Consider the following 16,578-nt stretch of genomic DNA (forward strand, 5'->3'; position numbering starts at 1 on the left):
AGTGGCAAAAGAGTGAGGTCAAGCGCGGTCTATCACTCGTGCGCCTTGCCCAGCCGCTCGCCGAGACCCTCTTCGACCTTGACCAAAGCAAAGCGTGGCACCTGCTCGCCGTCAACCTCGACGGACTCCTGGAACATCGAAAGTGGCCTGACCCAGAAGCTGTAGTCACCATACAGGCACTGGTAGAACACCATCCACTCCTCGCTCTCGGAGTGTCGCGCAGCGCTGAAAACACGGTACTCAGGGCCTTTGTAATGCCGGTACACACCAGGTTGTATCTGCATGTCGCTCGCCCTCTTGAACAAATCCTGTAAAAAACAAAAGCCGGGGCACATGGCCCCGGCTGCTGTCCTGCGCCGCGATCAGACGCGTTCGAAGACAGTGGTGATGCCTTGGCCCAGGCCGACACACATGGTGGCGACGCCCAGGGTACCGCCATTCTGCTTCATGACGTTGAGCAGGGTGCCGGAAATCCGCGCTCCCGAGCAACCGAACGGGTGACCCAGGGCGATAGCGCCGCCGTGCAGGTTAACCTTCTCATTCATCTTGTCGAGCACTTTCAGATCTTTCAGCACCGGCAGGGCCTGTGCGGCGAAAGCTTCGTTGAGCTCGAAGAAGTCGATGTCGGCGATGGTCAGACCAGCGCGCTTGAGGGCTTTCTGCGTCGAGGGGACCGGGCCGTAGCCCATGATCGCCGGATCCACACCGGCGACCGCCATCGAACGGATGACCGCCAGTGGCTGGATCCCCAGGTCCATGGCACGCTGGCCGGACATGACGATCATGCACGAGGCGCCGTCGGTGATCTGCGACGAGGTGCCCGCGGTAACAGTACCACCTTTCGGGTTGAACGCCGGCTTGAGCGACGCCAGGCCTTCGAGGGTGGTTTCCGGGCGAATGGTCTCGTCGTAGTCGAAGACCTTCAGGAAGCCGTTCTCGTCGTAGCCCTGCATCGGGATGATCTCGTCCTTGAACTTGCCTTCGACCGTCGCCTTGTGGGCGAGCTGGTGCGAACGCACACCGAACAGATCCTGTTGCTCACGGGTGATGCCGTGCATCTTGCCCAGCATCTCGGCGGTCAGGCCCATCATCCCGGAAGCCTTGGCAGCGTGCAAGGACAGGTGCGGGTTGGGGTCGACGCCATGCATCATGCTGACGTGGCCCATGTGCTCGACACCACCGATGACGAACACGTCGCCGTTGCCGGTCATGATCGCCTGGGCGGCGGTGTGCAGCGCGCTCATCGACGAACCGCACAGGCGGCTGACGGTTTGCGCGGCGGAGGTGTGCGGGATCTGGGTCATCAACGACGCCATGCGGGCGATGTTCCAGCCCTGCTCCAGGGTCTGGTTGACGCAGCCCCAGATCACGTCCTCGACTTCCTTCGGGTCGACCTTGTCGTTGCGCTCCAGCAGCTTGCTGATCAGGTGCGCAGACATGTCTTCGGCACGGGTGTTGCGGTGCATGCCACCCTTGGAGCGGCCCATCGGCGTGCGACCGAAGTCGACAATCACCACGTCTCTTGGATTCAGGCTCATATCAATATTCTCGCTCTAGCTGGTGGGCGCTCAGTTGAAGAAGCGCTGGCCGTTCTTGGCCATTTCGCGCAGCTTCGCAGTGGGGTGGTACAGCGGCCCCAGGTCGGCGTACTTGTCGGCCAGTGCGACGAACTCGGCGACCCCGATCGAATCGATGTAGCGCAGCGCACCACCACGGAAGGGAGGGAAACCGATGCCGTAGACCAGACCCATGTCGGCCTCGGCGGCGGTGGCGACGATACCGTCTTCCAGGCAGCGCACGGTCTCCAGGCACAGCGGCACCATCATCCAGTTGATGATGTCTTCGTCGGTGACTTCACGCTGCTCGAAGATGACCGGCTTGAGCACGTCGAGCACGCTGGCATCGGCGACTTTCTTCGGCTTGCCGCGCTTGTCGGTCTCGTAGGCGTAGAAGCCCTTGCCATTCTTCTGACCCAGGCGGTTGGCTTCGTACAGGGCGTCGACGGCGGAGCGACGATCGTCCTTCATGCGGTCCGGGAAGCCTTCGGCCATCACGTCGCGGCCATGGTGGCCGGTGTCAATGCCGACCACGTCCATCAGGTAGGCCGGGCCCATCGGCCAGCCGAACTTCTCCATCACCTTGTCGATGCGCACGAAGTCGACGCCAGCGCTGACCAGCTTGGCGAAGCCGCCGAAGTACGGGAACAGCACGCGGTTGACCAGGAAGCCCGGGCAGTCGTTGACCACGATCGGGTTCTTGCCCATCTTCTTGGCGTAGGCCACGGTGGTGGCCACGGCCACGTCGCTGGACTTCTCGCCACGGATGACTTCCACCAGCGGCATCATGTGCACCGGGTTGAAGAAGTGCATGCCGACGAAGTTTTCCGGACGCTTGAGCGCCTTGGCCAGCAGGTTGATGGAGATGGTCGAGGTGTTGGAGGCGAGGATCGCATCCTCTTTCACCTGGCCTTCCACCTCGGCCAACACGGCTTGCTTGACCTTCGGGTTCTCGACCACGGCCTCGACGATGATGTCGACATTGCCGAAGTCACCGTAGGACAGGGTTGGGCGAATGGCGTTGAGAGCCTCGGCCATCTTGGCCGGAGTCAGGCGACCCTTCTCGACACGCTTGCCGAGCAGCTTGGAGGCCTCGTTCAGGCCCAGCTGGATGGCTTCCTCGCGGATATCCTTCATCAGGATCGGGGTGCCCTTGACCGCCGACTGGTAGGCGATGCCGCCACCCATGATACCGGCGCCGAGCACGGCAGCCTGTTTCACGTCGTGAGCAATCTCGTCATGGGCCTTGGCCTTGCGCTTGAGCTCCTGGTCGTTCAGGAACAGGCCGATGAGGCTCTCGGCGACCGAAGTCTTGGCCAGCTTGGCGAAGCCTGCGGCCTCGACTTCCAGAGCCTTGTCACGGCCGAAGTTGGCGGCTTTCTGGATGGTCTTGATGGCCTCGACCGGCGCCGGATAGTTCGGACCGGCCTGGCCGGCAACGAAGCCCTTGGCAGTCTCGAAAGCCATCATCTGCTCGATGGCGTTGAGCTTGAGTTTTTCCAGCTTGGGCTGGCGCTTGGCCTTGTAGTCCAGCTCACCGCTGATGGCGCGCTTGACCAGGTCCAGGGCTCCGGCCTGCAGCAGCTCGGGGGCGACCACGGCATCGACGGCGCCGACTTTCAGGGCGTCCTCGGCGCGGTTTTCCTTGCCGGACGCAATCCACTCGATGGCGTTGTCCGAGCCGATCAGGCGCGGCAGGCGCACGGTGCCGCCAAAGCCTGGGTAGATGCCCAGCTTGACTTCCGGCAGGCCGATCTTGGCGCTGCTGGACATGACCCGGTAGTCTGCGGCCAGGCACATCTCCAGGCCGCCACCCAGGGCGATGCCGTTGATGGCGACCACGGTCGGCACCTGCAGGTCTTCGAAGTCACTGAAAATGCGATTGGCTTCCAGGTTGCCGGCGACCAGTTCGGCCTCGGGCAGCTTGAAGTTGTCGACGAACTCGGTGATGTCGGCGCCGACGATGAACACGTCCTTGCCACTGCTGACGATCACGCCCTTGACCGAGGCATCGGCCTTGATCACGTCCACGGCCTGACGCAGCTCGTTCAGAGTGAGACGGTTGAACTTGTTGACGGACTCACCCTTGAGGTCGAACTTCAGTTCGACGATGCCGCTTTCAAGAGCCTTAACCGTGATGGCTTTACCTTCGTAAATCATCAACTGATCTCCACGATATGGAAGCTGAACAGTACACGTCGATCGCTGGCAACAAGAGCCGGTTCTACCGGTCCCTCGCCCCAGGCACACCCGTCGACGCGCTAATCGGGATTCTGTAAGAGCCGTCTGACATACAAACGCTCAATTCATACGCCCGTTTGACTTGGGTGTGCACACATTCTCCGAAAAGAACCGCGTTGTCAAATACTCGCGAAGGCCGTGAAAACGCGACTTTCCAGTCATCTTCTACCCTCTGGGTACGAAACATGATGACAGTGATTGCCCTTCATTCATGTCAGCGATAGACCATCCCTGCCGGCACACGTGCTTTTTTTAAACGCATCCACCCAGGACGGCTACACTGCGCCTGATTGAAAGTATTTCCGGCCTGCCTGGCCTTTTGCTTCACGCTCAAACGCAAAACGGCGCACCGGAGCATGCTTGCTCCGGTGCGCCGTTTTGCCTTCTGCGATTTCAGGCGAGGGCTTGGAGGACTTGGGCAATATCCTGCAAAACAGATTTATCGCCCCGCTCGCTCCAGTACAGAGCAATCATGCGACTGTCGGCCTCGACCTTGTAGACCGTTGCCGGGAGGCGGGCGAATGCCTCGGCCAGGCGCTGATCCTCGCAGGGCTCGCGCCACTGGTTCCACCACACGCCCGGGGTGATCTGCCAGTAGCACCAGCTGTCCGCGCGCCCCTTGCGCCGCGCCCGATGGTACTGCGGACAAGGGCTGGGCGGTTCGTTTTCCAGCCAGTGCGGCCACTGTTGCGGCGCCAACTGCATGGCCAGCCCCATGCGCCGCCCCTCCAGGCGCAGGCTCATCTGCTCGCTCTGTTTGCGCGAAGGGCGCAACCAGGCCAACGGGCTGAGAATCAGCGCAAGGATTGACACCACCAGCCATACCGTCATATCTGTAGACCTTATAAAGCGTTGCAAATGAGCGGGTTAGTCAGGTTTCACGGAAGATCCGCGCGAAAGCGACCATACTTCTACTATCGCGATTGTCAGGAGTACTGCACATGTCCTATGAACATCTTCTGGTCGCTGTCGACCTGACCGAAGAATGCGACCCGGTGATCAAGCGAGCCAAGGCCATCGCCCTGGCCAGCGGTGCCAAGGTCTCCCTGGTGCACATCGTCGAGCCCATGGCCATGGCCTTCGGCGGCGACGTGCCGATGGACCTGTCGCAATTGCAGCAGCAACAATTCGACCAGGCCAAGGAACGCATGGAGCGCCTGTACAACAAGTACCCGGATATCAATCGCGGCGATTCGCACCTGGTCTACGGCCAGCCGCGCCAGGAGATTCACCAGCTAGCCAAAGACCAGCATTGCGACCTGATCGTGGTCGGCAGCCATGGCCGCCACGGCCTGGCCCTGTTGCTGGGCTCCACCGCCAACGACGTGCTGCACGGCGCGCCGTGCGATGTATTGGCGGTGCGGTTGCAGAAGAAGGCCGACTAATACTTTCATCGCGGGGCAAGCCCGCTCCCACAAAGTCCGTCAAACAGGGCTGCGTGGGAGCGGGCTTGCCCCGCGATGGCTTCAGCCTTCCAGCTCGGCCCAGCGCTCCACCAGCACGTCCAGCTCGCCCTGCAGCTTCTCGATCTTGGCCAGCACCGCCGCAGTCTCGGCAATCGGCCGCTGATAGAAGCCCGCCGCACTCACTTCTTCCTGCGCCTCGGCCATTCGCTGCTCCAGCGCATCGATCTGCCCCGGCAGCATCTCCAGCTCACGCTGCAGCTTGTAGCTGAGCTTCTTCTTGCTGGCATCGGCCGCAGGCGCAGCGGCAACAACAGGCGCCACCTCCTCCACCGGCGCCTGCACCACGGCGCTGTTGAGCTCGGACTTGCCGCCCTTGCTTTCGGTCACGCCGAGCAGCTTCGGCGAACCACCCTGGCGGATCCAGTCCTCGTAGCCGCCGACGTACTCGCGCACGCGCCCTTCACCTTCGAACACCAGGGTGCTGGTCACCACGTTGTCGAGGAAGGCCCGGTCGTGGCTGACCATCAGCACCGTGCCTTTGTAGTTGGACAGCACCTCTTCGAGCAACTCGAGGGTCTCGACGTCGAGGTCGTTGGTCGGTTCGTCCAGCACCAGCAGGTTGGCCGGTTTGCTGAACAGCTTGGCCAGCAGCAGGCGCGCGCGCTCGCCCCCGGACAGCGCCTTGACCGGCGTGCGCGCACGCTGCGGGCTGAACAGGAAATCGCCGAGGTAACTCAGCACATGACGGTTCTGGCCGTCGATCTCGATGAAATCGCGGCCTTCGGCCAGGTTGTCGATGACGGTCTTTTCCAGGTCCAGCTGATGGCGCATCTGGTCGAAGTAGGCCACTTCCAGCTTGGTGCCGCGCTCGACCTTGCCACTGGTGGGCTCCAGGTCGCCGAGCATCAGCTTGAGCAGGGTCGTCTTGCCGGTGCCGTTGGCACCCAGCAAGCCGATACGGTCCTGGCGCTGCAGCACCATGGAGAAATCCTTGACCAGCTTCGGCCCATTCTGGTGGGCGAAACTGACGTCCTCCAGCACCATCACCTGCTTGCCGGACTTGTCCGCCACTTCGATCTGGATATTGGCTTTACCCTGGCGCTCGCGGCGCTCACCACGCTCCACGCGCAGCGCCTTGAGCGCGCGCACGCGGCCTTCGTTGCGGGTGCGTCGGGCCTTGATGCCCTGGCGGATCCACACTTCTTCCTGGGCCAGGCGCTTGTCGAACAGCGCGTTGGCAGTGGCCTCGGCTGCCAGCTCGGCCTCCTTGTGCACCAGGAAGCTGGCGTAGTCGCCGTTCCAGTCGATCAGCCCGCCACGGTCCAGCTCAAGGATCCGCGTGGCCAGGTTCTGCAGGAAGGAACGGTCGTGGGTGATGAACAACACCGCGCCGCCGAAACCTTTCAGGGCCTCTTCCAGCCAGGCGATGGCGCCGATGTCCAGGTGGTTGGTCGGTTCGTCCAGCAGCAGCAGGTCGGGCTCGGACACCAGCGCCTGGGCCAGCAGCACGCGCCGGCGCCAGCCGCCGGAGAGCTCGGCCAGGGTCTTGTCGGCCGGCAACTGCAGGCGGCTCAGGGTGCTTTCCACCACCTGCTGCAGGCGCCAGCCGTCACGGGCTTCGAGCTCATGCTGGACGTGCATGAGCTTTTCGAGATCCTCGTCGCCGTGGATGTTCTGGCTCAGATGATGGAACTGCGCCAGCAACTCGCCGACGCCGTCAAGGCCAGCGGCTACCACATCGAATACGCTACGCTCGTCGGCCACCGGCAGCTCTTGCGGCAGCTCGCCAATCTTCAGGCCCGGGGCGCGCCAGATATCACCGTCATCGCCCTTCTGCTCGCCCTTGACCAGGCGCAGCATGCTCGACTTGCCCGTGCCGTTGCGGCCGATGATGCACACCCGCTCGCCACGGGCGATCTGCCAGGACACTTTGTCCAACAGCGGCATGGCGCCGAACGCGAGGGACACATCGCTGAATTTGAGCAGGGTCATGATCATCTCCAAAAACCGGGCGCGCATTCTACCTGACTTACCCCTTCAGGGCATCAAAAGCCCGTTGCCGCGACAGGGCGTCGGATAACAACTCGATACAAGCACAGCGCTTTCGCCGGCCACCGGCAAACGGCTAAGCTAAGCAGTAATACTCAACAGTGCTGGCTCCGCCGTCACTTTCCATGGTTCCACTGCCCGGACGTATCATGCGCAGCCGCCTGTTACAAATTGCTTCCTGCCTGTTGCTGACCACCCTCGCCGCGAGCGTCGCACAGGCCGCCGACATCACCCAGCAACGTCAATACTACGACGAGGCCAAGCGCGCCCTGGCCAAGGGCGACAAGGGCCCCTACCTGCGCTATGCGCAGGCGCTGCGCGATTACCCGCTCACGCCTTACCTCACCTACGACGAGCTGACTGCGCGCCTCAAGAGCGCCAGCAACGAAGAGATCGAGGGCTTCCTCAAGGCCCACGGCGACCTGCCCCAGGCCAACTGGATGAAACTGCGCTGGTTGCGCTGGCTGGCCGAGCGCGGTGAATGGAACACCTTCACCCGCTACTACGACCCCAAGCTCAACTTCACCGAACTGGATTGTCTCAACGGCCAGTATCAGCTCTCCCATGGCCTGCGCGCCGAAGGCTTCGCCAGCGCGGAAAAACTGTGGAACGTCGGCAAGTCCCAGCCCACAGCCTGCGACACCCTGTTCGCCATGTGGGCCGCCGAAGGTCAGTTGACCGAGGCCAAGCGCTGGCAGCGCGCCAAGCTTGCGGCACAGGCACGCAATTACGGCCTGGCCAACAACCTGGTAAAAACCCTCACAACGCTCGCCCCCCAGGGCAAACTCCTGCTTGACGTGGCGCAGAACCCTGAGCTGCTTAACCAGCCTTCGCGCTTCACACCCGTCAACGAGGCGATGTCCGATGTGGTCAGCCTTGGCCTTCGCCGCCTGGCCCGACAGAACCCGGAGCAAGCCATGGCGCTGCTCGACGACTATGCCCAGCGCATGCACTTCTCCCGTGACGAGAAAGTCGCCATCGCCCGCGAGATTGGCCTGACCCTGGCCCGCCGCTACGACCCGCGCGCCCTGGACCTGATGACCCGCTACGACCCGGAACTGCGCGACAACACCGTCAGCGAATGGCGCCTGCGCCTGCTGCTGCGCCTTGGGCGCTGGGAAGAAGCCTACGAACTGACCAGGCGCCTGCCCCAGGACCTGGCCAGCAGCAACCGCTGGAAGTACTGGCAGGCGCGCAGCCTGGAGCTGGCCCAGCCCAACAATCCACAGGTCCCGCTGCTGTACAAGAACGTCGCACGCGAGCGCGACTTCTACGGTTTCCTCGCCGCCGACCGGGCACAAACGCCCTATCAGCTGAACAACAAGCCGCTGGCACTGAGCCAGGCGGTAACCAACAAAGTCCGCAACACCCCTGGCATCCGTCGTGCACTGGAGTTCCACGCCCGTGGCCAGATCGTCGAAGGGCGCCGCGAGTGGTATCACGTCAGCCGCCACTTCAACCGTGACGAAATGGTCGCCCAAGCCCGGCTGGCCTACGACATGCGCTGGTACTTCCCAGCCATCCGCACCATCAGCCAGGCCCAGTACTGGGACGACCTGGACATTCGCTTCCCCATGGCCCACCGCGACACCCTGGTACGCGAGGCCAAGGTTCGCGGCCTGCATTCGAGCTGGGTGTTCGCCATCACCCGCCAGGAGAGCGCCTTCATGGAAGACGCCCGCTCCAGTGTCGGCGCCAGCGGCTTGATGCAGTTGATGCCGGGCACCGCCAAGGAAACCGCACGCAAGTTCAGCATCCCGCTGGCTTCGCCGGCGCAGGTGTTCAATCCGGACAAGAACATCCAGCTTGGCGCCGCCTACCTGAGCCAGGTACACAGCCAGTTCAACGGTAACCGCGTGCTCGCCTCGGCCGCCTATAACGCCGGTCCCGGGCGTGTACGCCAATGGCTCAAGGGCGCCAAGCACCTGAGCTTCGATGTGTGGGTCGAATCGATTCCGTTCGACGAGACGCGCCAATACGTGCAGAACGTGCTGTCGTATTCGGTCATCTACGGGCAGAAGCTCAATTCACCGCAGCCGCTGGTGGATTGGCATGAGCGGTATTTCGACGATATGTGATCGGAATGCCATCACCCCGCGCCCACGCTAACGTGGGAGCGGCGGTGCGCCGATGCGACTTGCCCCGCGATGGCGCTACTCGAGGACCTCAACCGCCATCCCCACCTTAAGCTCTCCCTCGCCATCCACCGCCAGGTTCTGGCCAAACAGCACATCGCCTTCCTTCTCGCGGAACGTCTTGAGCGTGGTCAACGGCTCACGGTCCGGGCTGCGTTCGCCTGTGGCAGGATCGAGGGTGGTGAGGATGCAGCGCACGCTCGGCTTGAGCACGCGGAAGGTCATGTCGCCAATACGGATGCGCTTCCAGCAGTCCTCGGCAAAGGCCTCGGCCCCCTCGACCACTAGGTTCGGGCGAAACCGCAGCATGTCCATGGGGCGCCCCACCCGACGGCTCAACTCATCCAGCGAGGCCTGGCCGATCAGCAGCAGTGGAAAACCATCGGGAAAGGCTGCCCGGTCACTGTTGAGGCCGTAGCCGCTGGGCAAGTAGCGGGCCCGCTGCTCGGGGCAGTACACCAGCCTTACCGCCTTGCCCAGAAGCTCGCTGAGCCAGGCCGCGGCGGCATCGCCAGCATCGGGCACGCGCAAGGTGTCGCGCCAGATGGTGATACCGCGCAGGGCCTCGTCGGCGGGCGGTACCGGCACCTCCAAGGGCGCCTGCCCCGGCGTCTGAAGCAGCAGTTGACCCTGCTCGCCGTAACTGGCGCCAACCTGCCCCAGCCGGGGCCAGGCGCGCTGGGTCAGGAAGCGGCCGTTTTCCTGCTCCACCACCAGCCAGCGCCGGTCACCGTCCAGGCCCAAGTTGCCGACAGCGGACGCCTGCAGGCACTGGGCCCGAGCCGATTTTACCGGGTACCGATACAATGCACTGAGAAACATCCCTGCCACCTTGCGCCAGTCGAAACACCAAGCTTATACCGGACCGGTGCCGTCGTTACACCGTGGCGTTGTCCAGGCTCAGGCGTTGACGCACCACATCCACCAGGCGATCGGGTTGGAACTTGGAAAGGAAGTTGTCGCAACCGACCTTCTTAACCATGGACTCGTTGAAGCTACCCGACAGCGATGTGTGCAGCACCACATAGAGACCCCGCAGGCGCGGATCGTTACGGATTTCGGTGGTCAGCCGGTAACCATCCATCTCGGGCATCTCGGCGTCGGTGAAGACCATCAGCAGCTTCTCGCAGACATCCTCCCCGGCATCGGCCCAGCCCTTGAGCAGGCGCAGCGCCTTCAGACCGTCGCTGGCCACGTGCAGCTTCACTCCCAGTTGCGAAAGGGTATCGCGCAATTGCGCCAAGGCCACGGTGGAGTCGTCCACCAGCAGCACCTCGCGACCGCGGGCGCGGGCCAGCACCGGATCTTCGAGTTTGTCGCGGGAGACCTTGGCGTTGTAGGGCACGATTTCGGCCAGCACTTTCTCCACATCGATGACCTCGACCAACTGCTCGTCGACCTTGGTGATTGCCGTGAGGTAGTGCTGGCGGCCAGCACTGGCCGGCGGCGGCATGATGGCTTCCCAGTTCATGTTGACGATACGATCCACACCCCCCACCAGGAACGCCTGCACCGAGCGGTTGTACTCGGTGACGATGATGGTACTGTTCGGCCCCGGCTGCAGCGGGCGCATGCCGATCGCCTGGGACAGGTCAATCACCGGCAGCGTCTGGCCGCGCAGGTTGACCACGCCACAGACGAAGGAATGGCGCTGCGGCATGAGGGTCAGCTTGGGCAGTTGCAGCACCTCCTGGACCTTGAACACGTTGATGGCGAACAACTGCCGGCCAGCCAGCCGGAACATGAGGATTTCCAGGCGGTTCTCACCCACCAGTTGCGTGCGTTGGTCTACCGTGTCGAGAATGCCAGCCATTGGAAGCCCCCAGGCGTGAGTCGGGAAAAAGTGAATGCATCCCCCTGTATCGGCGGACAAGGGCACAGCTTGACCCCTGATGGAAAAAGCCATGCGGGGTGATTGATATCACTTTACCATCATGCTTTACTGCTGCCACATCCTGCCACCTCCGTCGTTCGCAACGAACGATCAGCCTGAAACCTCATCAGGGAAACCCTTAGTGGCAATCGGGTGCAACCTGATGTTCGCAATATCCATTAGCCATTAATGTGACGCCATTCTCACTGCATGAACGGAGTCAGGCTTTTGCGAGCGATCATCTTGGTACGGCAATCCCCGAGGGTGGGGAGCCATGATGGATAGCACTCCACTGCACACCACCGCCGTGGCGGCCTTTCTGCAGGATGCACAGGTCCTGCTGGCCAGGTCCCAGGAATGCCTGCAGCACCTGGAGTTGATCAGCAACGATCCTGATGCCTGCCAGAGCCTCAACGCGGCACTCGACACCCTGGCCCGGCGCGCCGATACCCTTGACCTGCACGAGGTGGCTCACTATGCGTTCACCTTGCAACAGCTGCTCGCGCCCGCATGTGCCCAGCAGCATCTGAGCGGCGACAGCCTGCCAGTGCTCGCCGCTTGCCTGACCCTGCTCGACTGGCAATTGGAGCTGCTCGATCCGCAGACCGGCCAGCTGGACATGGACACCGAGGAACAACAACTGCTATTGAGCGAGCTGGCCACCGCCTTGGGGCAGCCGTCCACGCAGCTGTGCACGGATTGCCGACAGACCGGCGCGCCCTGCGCTCATCCCCACCTGGATCAGGACCTCAGTGCGCCCACCCGAGCGCACTAACCGAGCTTTCGAGCTACAACTAACTCGCCCTGAAATGAACTTGGCAAAGTGCGCACAAGTTTTTTCAAATGTTTTCATCAGCGTGAATCGTTAGTTACTCAATGTACGATGGAAACATAATTTAATAATGGCACTCTGCTAGCCAAGCCCTTGTCCGCCAGGTCCGCCACAGCCCGGAAAATATGAGGTTTCAAGCAGTTATCCCCCGCGACCAAATTCAACCAAAGTGATAACATGCGCGCATTCGAACATGCGCGCCCAGGTTATCGGTGATTGGATCCGCACCTGAACTTGGACGAAGGTGGGCGGTAATACCTCTTTCAGACGTGTGCAACGCCCCTAACCGCTATAACACAGTGGCTTCCGTACCTATGCCTCCACGCTTGAAGTTTCTCCAGCATTGCCGCCCCAGAGCTGCCCTGCTCCGCTGGACGACTGCCCTGCTGTGCGTTACTTCCCTGGGAGCGAACCTGGTGGCGTACCTGCGCACCCTCCCCCTGTCGGCCAGCCTGCTACTGCTCCAGTTACTGGCGATGATCGGCATAGGTTGGCACCTGCGCCACTGGGCGCGCTCGATCAGCCTGCGCCCCGCCGAGCTGGCCACACGCATGCTCAAGGTTCAGGAAAGCGAGCGCCAGAGACTGAGCCGCGAACTGCACGACGACATTGGCCAACTCTTGACCGCAGCCAAGCTCCAGGTTGACTGGTTGCAACGCCGGGTACCGCCCGAACTGCAAGAGCAGTGCACCGCCCTGCGCAGCACGCTGGACCTGACCTTGAGCAACGTGCGCGATGTTTCCACAATCCTCAACCCGCGCCAGTTGGCCAGCCTGGGGCTGGAGGCGAGCCTGCGCGCGCACCTGCTACGGACCCTTGAAAACACCGAGGTGCACTGGAGCCTTGAATGCCACCAACGCCTGGGCGGCATCAGCGAGGAAGTCACCATGGCGGCTTTTCGCATCACTCAGGAAGCGGTCACCAACATGCTCCGCCACGCACATGCTCGCAACCTGGTGGTCCGCCTGCAGCGCACCTCGGCAGGTCTGGCCCTGTCGATCCAAGATGACGGCGGCGGTTTCATACCAGCGCAGGCCCCCGCGCAGAGCGGCCTGCGCGGCATGGCTGGCATGCAGGAACGGGTGACAGCACTGCAGGGCAGTCTCACCATCACCAGCCAACCTGGCCAGGGCACCCGGATCGACGCACTTTTCCCATGGCCACCCCGCAACCAAGAACGCGCCAGGACTCCTGCTACCGATGACCTGTAATCTCTTGCTGGTGGACGACCACTCCCTGATTCGCGCTGGTGTCAGGGCATTGGTATCGGACATTCCCGGCTATACCGTGATCGGCGAAGCCGATGACGGCGGACAACTCCTTGAGCAGGTCTTGCGCCTGGCGCCGGACATTGTCCTGCTGGATATTTCCATGCGCTCGACCAGTGGCCTGGACGCGCTAACGCAGCTACGCGCAAACGGTTGCACCTGCAAAGTCCTGATCCTGTCGATGCACACCGACCCGGAACTGATCATGCGCGCACTGGAAAGCGGCGCCCATGGCTACCTGCTCAAGGACACCACAGCCACCGAACTGGAACAGGCGCTGACTGCCCTGCGCAACGACGAACGCTACCTCAGTCCGGCCATCGCCCACACCGTGATCAACCAGGCGCTGCTGCGCGCCCAGAACGGCCGCCAGCCGAGCAACGACGGCCACAACCTGACCGCGCGTCAGCTGGAGATCCTGCGCTTGATCGTGCGCGGCAAATCGACCCGGGAGATCGCAAGCGGTCTGGGGCTGTCGATAAAGACCGTGGAAACCCACCGTTCGCAGATCATGAAGCGCTTGCAGATCTACGACGTAGCAGGCCTGGTGCTGTTCGCAGTGCGCGAAAAAATCATCAGCCTGGATGACTGAGCAACGGTGAATCCTTGGGCAAGTGCACACGCAACGCCCCTGGCAGCGCTTCAAAACGCAAGCTTGCCGCTTGCAGGGGCTCACCGTCGAGGTTCATGTCCAGCCCTTGGGCGCCCTTGATCTCCACCCACGGCAAACGGGCGCGCACAAACAACCCCTCACCAGCCAGCAGCTCGCGCAGGGCTCCAGCCATTTCCTGCGGCGCCGGCAGGATACCGACGTCCAGCAGGCCATCATCCACACTGGCCTCGGGGCACAATACGTGCCCGCCACCGGCCTGGCGACCGTTGCCGATCCCCAGCGCCAGCAACTCCCCCTGCCACTGGAACCCAGGCCCCTGCAGCTCCACCGAGGCCGCCTGCAGCTCACTGAAACGCGACAGCCCGGTGAACAGGTAGGCCGCAGCACCCAGCACTTTCTTCAGGTCTTCGGAGGTATTGGCGGTGACCTGGGTGCCGAATCCACCGGTCGCCATGTTCAGGAAAAGCTGGTCGCCCACCCGCCCCAAGTCGATCGCACGCGCCGGCACCTCCAGTAGGTCCAGGGCCGCTTGCGGTTCAAGGGGGACTCCCGCCGCCTTGGCGAAGTCGTTGGCCGTACCCAACGGCAACAGCGCCAGGCTGGCCTGGGTGGCCGCCAGCCCCATGGCTTCGGCCACGTCGCGCAATGTGCCATCCCCGCCGCCGGCCACCACGTGAGCATAGCCCGCCGCCAGTGCTTCCCCGACCAGGCGCTGGGCATCACCGCCCTCCCAGGTCAGGCGCACATCCAACTCCCAGCCACGCTCCCGCAGCTGGCCCACCGCGGCCCGCACGTCCTCGTTGGTGGCCTGCTTGCCATGCAGGATCAGCAATGCCTTGCGCTCGCTCATGTTGCCCTCCCGGAAAAATGCACAGAAATGCCCTACTGCAATCTCGACCATGAACGCACACGGATTGCTGCATGCTCCGTCCAAAAACCGCCGTTTCCCGTAATTGCCATTGAAAGCCGCTCGCGACAGGCGCATCATTCGACAAATATTTGGCCTTCATGGAAGATGCCGCCCAAAAAAGTCATTTTATTGACTTTGCGCCGCCAGACGCCTGACAGGTCGTGATTTCCTTGCATTGCGCTGCCCCGCAGCGCCCCGATTCGAGGCTGTGACTATGAGCGTTCTGATCCCTTGCATCATCGCTGGCGGCGCCGGCACCCGATTGTGGCCGGTCTCGCGCGAAGCGATGCCCAAGCCGTTCATGCGTCTTCCCGACGGCATGAGCCTGCTGCAGAAGACCTTCAACCGCGCCAGCAACCTGCCTGGGGTCGAGCGCGTGCTCACGGTGACCAACCGTGAGGTGGTATTCCGCACCCAGGACGAATATCGCCAGGTTGGCACCCAACGCGTAGCCCACGATTTCATTCTCGAGCCAATGGGCCGTAACACCGCCCCCGCCATCGCTGCTGCAGCGCTGCACTGCGCCGAACAGTACGGCGAGGATTGCCTGCTGCTGGTAATGCCCGCCGACCACCTGATCCAGGACCAGGAGGCTTTCCAAGCCGCTGTGTGCCAGGCCATGGCGCTCGCCGGGCAAGGCTGGCTGGCTACCTTCGGCCTGTTGCCGACCCGCGCCGAAACCGGCTTCGGCTATATCGAACAAGGCCAGACGCTGGCAGCCGGCGCTTTTCGGGTCGCCCGCTTCGTTGAAAAGCCTGACGCCGAGACCGCCCAGGGCTACCTCGAAGGTGGCCGACACCTGTGGAATGCCGGCATGTTCTGCCTGCGCGTCGGCACCGTACTGCAGGAACTGCAGACTCATGCCCCCGAAGTCCTGCACAGCGTGACCCACTGCCTGGAACACAGCCAGGTCAAGGAGGGACCGTCCGGCCTGCAAGTGGAACTCGATCCCGAATGCTTCGCCCTGACACCCGACATCTCCATCGACTACGCCCTGATGGAACAATCCGCCCAGGTGGCGGTGGTGCCATGTGACATCGGCTGGAGCGACATCGGCTGCTGGGAGGCGGTGCGTGAACTGCGCCCGACCGATGACCAGGGCAACCATTGCAACGGTGAAACCGTACTGCATGATGTCAGCAACTGCTACATCGACTCGCCACGACGCCTGGTCGGCGCGGTCGGCTTGGACAATCTGATCGTCATCGATACCCCCGACGCACTGCTGATCGCCGATGCCGCGCGCAGCCAGGAAGTCAAGGTGATTGCCCAGCAGCTCAAGCATCAGGGCCATGACGCCTACCGACTGCACCGCACCGTAACCCGCCCCTGGGGCCTGTACACCGTGCTCGAGGAGGGCCCGCGGTTCAAGATCAAGCGCATCATGGTGCGCCCGGGTGAATCGCTGTCACTGCAGATGCACCATCATCGCAGCGAGCACTGGATCGTCGTCAGCGGCATGGCCTGCGTGACCAATGGCGAGGAAGAGTTCTTGCTCGACACCAACGAATCCACCTTCATCAAGCCTGGGCGCAGCCACCGCCTGACCAACCCCGGTGTCATCGACCTGGTGATGATCGAGGTACAAAGCGGCGAATACCTGGGCGAAGACGACATCGTACGCTTTACTGATATCTATGGACGCGCCCCGGCGGCGGCAGCACCTGCCTGACTGCCAGAGGGCGCGTTTTTGCC

Annotated in this window: 14 protein-coding genes; 6 read left to right on the forward strand and 8 right to left on the reverse strand. The window is 62.7% G+C overall.

The genetic code is table 11. The annotated features are described in order from the left end of the window. Positions 1-32: 32 nt before the first annotated feature. From BMY03_RS06255 to BMY03_RS06270, 4 genes are all read right to left on the reverse strand, one after another. Positions 33-284, reverse strand: a complete 252-nt coding sequence (locus BMY03_RS06255; RefSeq protein WP_031314692.1) for a DUF1653 domain-containing protein — start codon at positions 282-284, stop codon at positions 33-35. Between the two features lie 78 nt (positions 285-362). After that, a complete protein-coding gene (gene fadA / locus BMY03_RS06260; RefSeq protein ID WP_023629457.1) occupies positions 363-1,538 on the reverse strand; it encodes an acetyl-CoA C-acyltransferase FadA in 1,176 nt (391 codons plus the stop codon). Positions 1,539-1,568: 30 nt separating this feature from the next. After that, positions 1,569-3,716 (reverse strand): fatty acid oxidation complex subunit alpha FadB, encoded by a 2,148-nt coding sequence (gene fadB / locus BMY03_RS06265; protein ID WP_038705744.1) that lies wholly within the window; start codon positions 3,714-3,716, stop codon positions 1,569-1,571. 474 nt (positions 3,717-4,190) lie between these two features. Further along, positions 4,191-4,628 (reverse strand): hypothetical protein, encoded by a 438-nt coding sequence (locus BMY03_RS06270; RefSeq protein ID WP_094010555.1) that lies wholly within the window; start codon positions 4,626-4,628, stop codon positions 4,191-4,193. Positions 4,629-4,738: 110 nt separating this feature from the next. On the opposite strand from BMY03_RS06270, the gene BMY03_RS06275 reads away from it, so the two are divergent. Continuing rightward, positions 4,739-5,182 (forward strand): universal stress protein, encoded by a 444-nt coding sequence (locus BMY03_RS06275; protein ID WP_094010556.1) that lies wholly within the window; start codon positions 4,739-4,741, stop codon positions 5,180-5,182. 81 nt (positions 5,183-5,263) lie between these two features. Here BMY03_RS06275 and BMY03_RS06280 read toward each other — a convergent pair whose 3' ends face one another. After that, on the reverse strand, positions 5,264-7,195 hold the full coding sequence (locus tag BMY03_RS06280) for an ATP-binding cassette domain-containing protein (RefSeq protein ID WP_038707471.1): 1,932 nt from the start codon (positions 7,193-7,195) through the stop codon (positions 5,264-5,266). A 206-nt stretch (positions 7,196-7,401) separates the two neighbouring features. Here BMY03_RS06280 and BMY03_RS06285 point away from each other — a divergent pair, with 206 nt between their 5' ends. Further along, positions 7,402-9,330: a transglycosylase SLT domain-containing protein gene (locus BMY03_RS06285; protein WP_094010557.1), complete on the forward strand. Its 1,929-nt coding sequence runs from the start codon at positions 7,402-7,404 to the stop codon at positions 9,328-9,330. 75 nt (positions 9,331-9,405) lie between these two features. Here the strand turns inward: BMY03_RS06285 and BMY03_RS06290 are convergent, their stop codons facing one another. Both BMY03_RS06290 and BMY03_RS06295 read right to left on the reverse strand, forming a co-directional pair. Then, the gene (locus BMY03_RS06290; protein WP_094010558.1) at positions 9,406-10,209 is read right to left on the reverse strand and encodes an MOSC domain-containing protein; all 804 of its coding nucleotides are present in this window, start codon (positions 10,207-10,209) and stop codon (positions 9,406-9,408) included. A 55-nt stretch (positions 10,210-10,264) separates the two neighbouring features. Continuing rightward, positions 10,265-11,200, reverse strand: a complete 936-nt coding sequence (locus BMY03_RS06295) for a chemotaxis protein CheV (RefSeq protein WP_023629957.1) — start codon at positions 11,198-11,200, stop codon at positions 10,265-10,267. 337 nt (positions 11,201-11,537) lie between these two features. Here BMY03_RS06295 and BMY03_RS06300 point away from each other — a divergent pair, with 337 nt between their 5' ends. From BMY03_RS06300 to BMY03_RS06310, 3 genes are all read left to right on the forward strand, one after another. Beyond that, complete coding sequence (locus tag BMY03_RS06300; protein WP_031314870.1) at positions 11,538-12,035, forward strand: hypothetical protein; 498 nt, start codon at positions 11,538-11,540, stop codon at positions 12,033-12,035. 371 nt (positions 12,036-12,406) lie between these two features. Next, complete coding sequence (locus BMY03_RS06305; RefSeq protein WP_023629955.1) at positions 12,407-13,303, forward strand: sensor histidine kinase; 897 nt, start codon at positions 12,407-12,409, stop codon at positions 13,301-13,303. Beyond that, positions 13,293-13,952 carry a response regulator gene (locus BMY03_RS06310; RefSeq protein ID WP_023629954.1) on the forward strand — a complete coding sequence of 220 codons (660 nt, stop codon included), beginning with the start codon at positions 13,293-13,295 and terminating at the stop codon, positions 13,950-13,952. The genes BMY03_RS06305 and BMY03_RS06310 overlap by 11 nt, the downstream gene beginning before the upstream one ends. On the opposite strand, the gene yegS is transcribed toward BMY03_RS06310, so the two are convergent. Then, on the reverse strand, positions 13,936-14,823 hold the full coding sequence (gene yegS / locus BMY03_RS06315) for a lipid kinase YegS (protein ID WP_038705740.1): 888 nt from the start codon (positions 14,821-14,823) through the stop codon (positions 13,936-13,938). The genes BMY03_RS06310 and yegS overlap by 17 nt on opposite strands. 274 nt (positions 14,824-15,097) lie before the next feature. Here yegS and BMY03_RS06320 point away from each other — a divergent pair, with 274 nt between their 5' ends. Then, the gene (locus BMY03_RS06320; protein WP_094010559.1) at positions 15,098-16,555 is read left to right on the forward strand and encodes a mannose-1-phosphate guanylyltransferase/mannose-6-phosphate isomerase; all 1,458 of its coding nucleotides are present in this window, start codon (positions 15,098-15,100) and stop codon (positions 16,553-16,555) included. Positions 16,556-16,578: the final 23 nt, after the last annotated feature.

Origin of the sequence: Pseudomonas soli (assembly GCF_900110655.1) — a bacterium.
Taxonomy (GTDB): domain Bacteria; phylum Pseudomonadota; class Gammaproteobacteria; order Pseudomonadales; family Pseudomonadaceae; genus Aquipseudomonas; species Aquipseudomonas soli.

What these genes read in the sequence shown, in the direction of transcription:
- BMY03_RS06320 (WP_094010559.1), top strand. Translation starts at nt 15,098, where the DNA reads ATGAGCGTTCTGATCCCTTGCATCATCGCTGGCGGCGCCGGCACCCGA.
- BMY03_RS06310 (WP_023629954.1), top strand. Translation starts at nt 13,293, where the DNA reads ATGACCTGTAATCTCTTGCTGGTGGACGACCACTCCCTGATTCGCGCT.
- BMY03_RS06255 (WP_031314692.1), bottom strand. Translation starts at nt 284, where the DNA reads ATGCAGATACAACCTGGTGTGTACCGGCATTACAAAGGCCCTGAGTAC.
- BMY03_RS06305 (WP_023629955.1), top strand. Translation starts at nt 12,407, where the DNA reads ATGCCTCCACGCTTGAAGTTTCTCCAGCATTGCCGCCCCAGAGCTGCC.
- fadB (WP_038705744.1), bottom strand. Translation starts at nt 3,716, where the DNA reads ATGATTTACGAAGGTAAAGCCATCACGGTTAAGGCTCTTGAAAGCGGC.
- BMY03_RS06280 (WP_038707471.1), bottom strand. Translation starts at nt 7,195, where the DNA reads ATGACCCTGCTCAAATTCAGCGATGTGTCCCTCGCGTTCGGCGCCATG.
- yegS (WP_038705740.1), bottom strand. Translation starts at nt 14,823, where the DNA reads ATGAGCGAGCGCAAGGCATTGCTGATCCTGCATGGCAAGCAGGCCACC.
- BMY03_RS06275 (WP_094010556.1), top strand. Translation starts at nt 4,739, where the DNA reads ATGTCCTATGAACATCTTCTGGTCGCTGTCGACCTGACCGAAGAATGC.
- BMY03_RS06300 (WP_031314870.1), top strand. Translation starts at nt 11,538, where the DNA reads ATGGATAGCACTCCACTGCACACCACCGCCGTGGCGGCCTTTCTGCAG.
- BMY03_RS06290 (WP_094010558.1), bottom strand. Translation starts at nt 10,209, where the DNA reads ATGTTTCTCAGTGCATTGTATCGGTACCCGGTAAAATCGGCTCGGGCC.
- BMY03_RS06285 (WP_094010557.1), top strand. Translation starts at nt 7,402, where the DNA reads ATGCGCAGCCGCCTGTTACAAATTGCTTCCTGCCTGTTGCTGACCACC.
- fadA (WP_023629457.1), bottom strand. Translation starts at nt 1,538, where the DNA reads ATGAGCCTGAATCCAAGAGACGTGGTGATTGTCGACTTCGGTCGCACG.
- BMY03_RS06270 (WP_094010555.1), bottom strand. Translation starts at nt 4,628, where the DNA reads ATGACGGTATGGCTGGTGGTGTCAATCCTTGCGCTGATTCTCAGCCCG.
- BMY03_RS06295 (WP_023629957.1), bottom strand. Translation starts at nt 11,200, where the DNA reads ATGGCTGGCATTCTCGACACGGTAGACCAACGCACGCAACTGGTGGGT.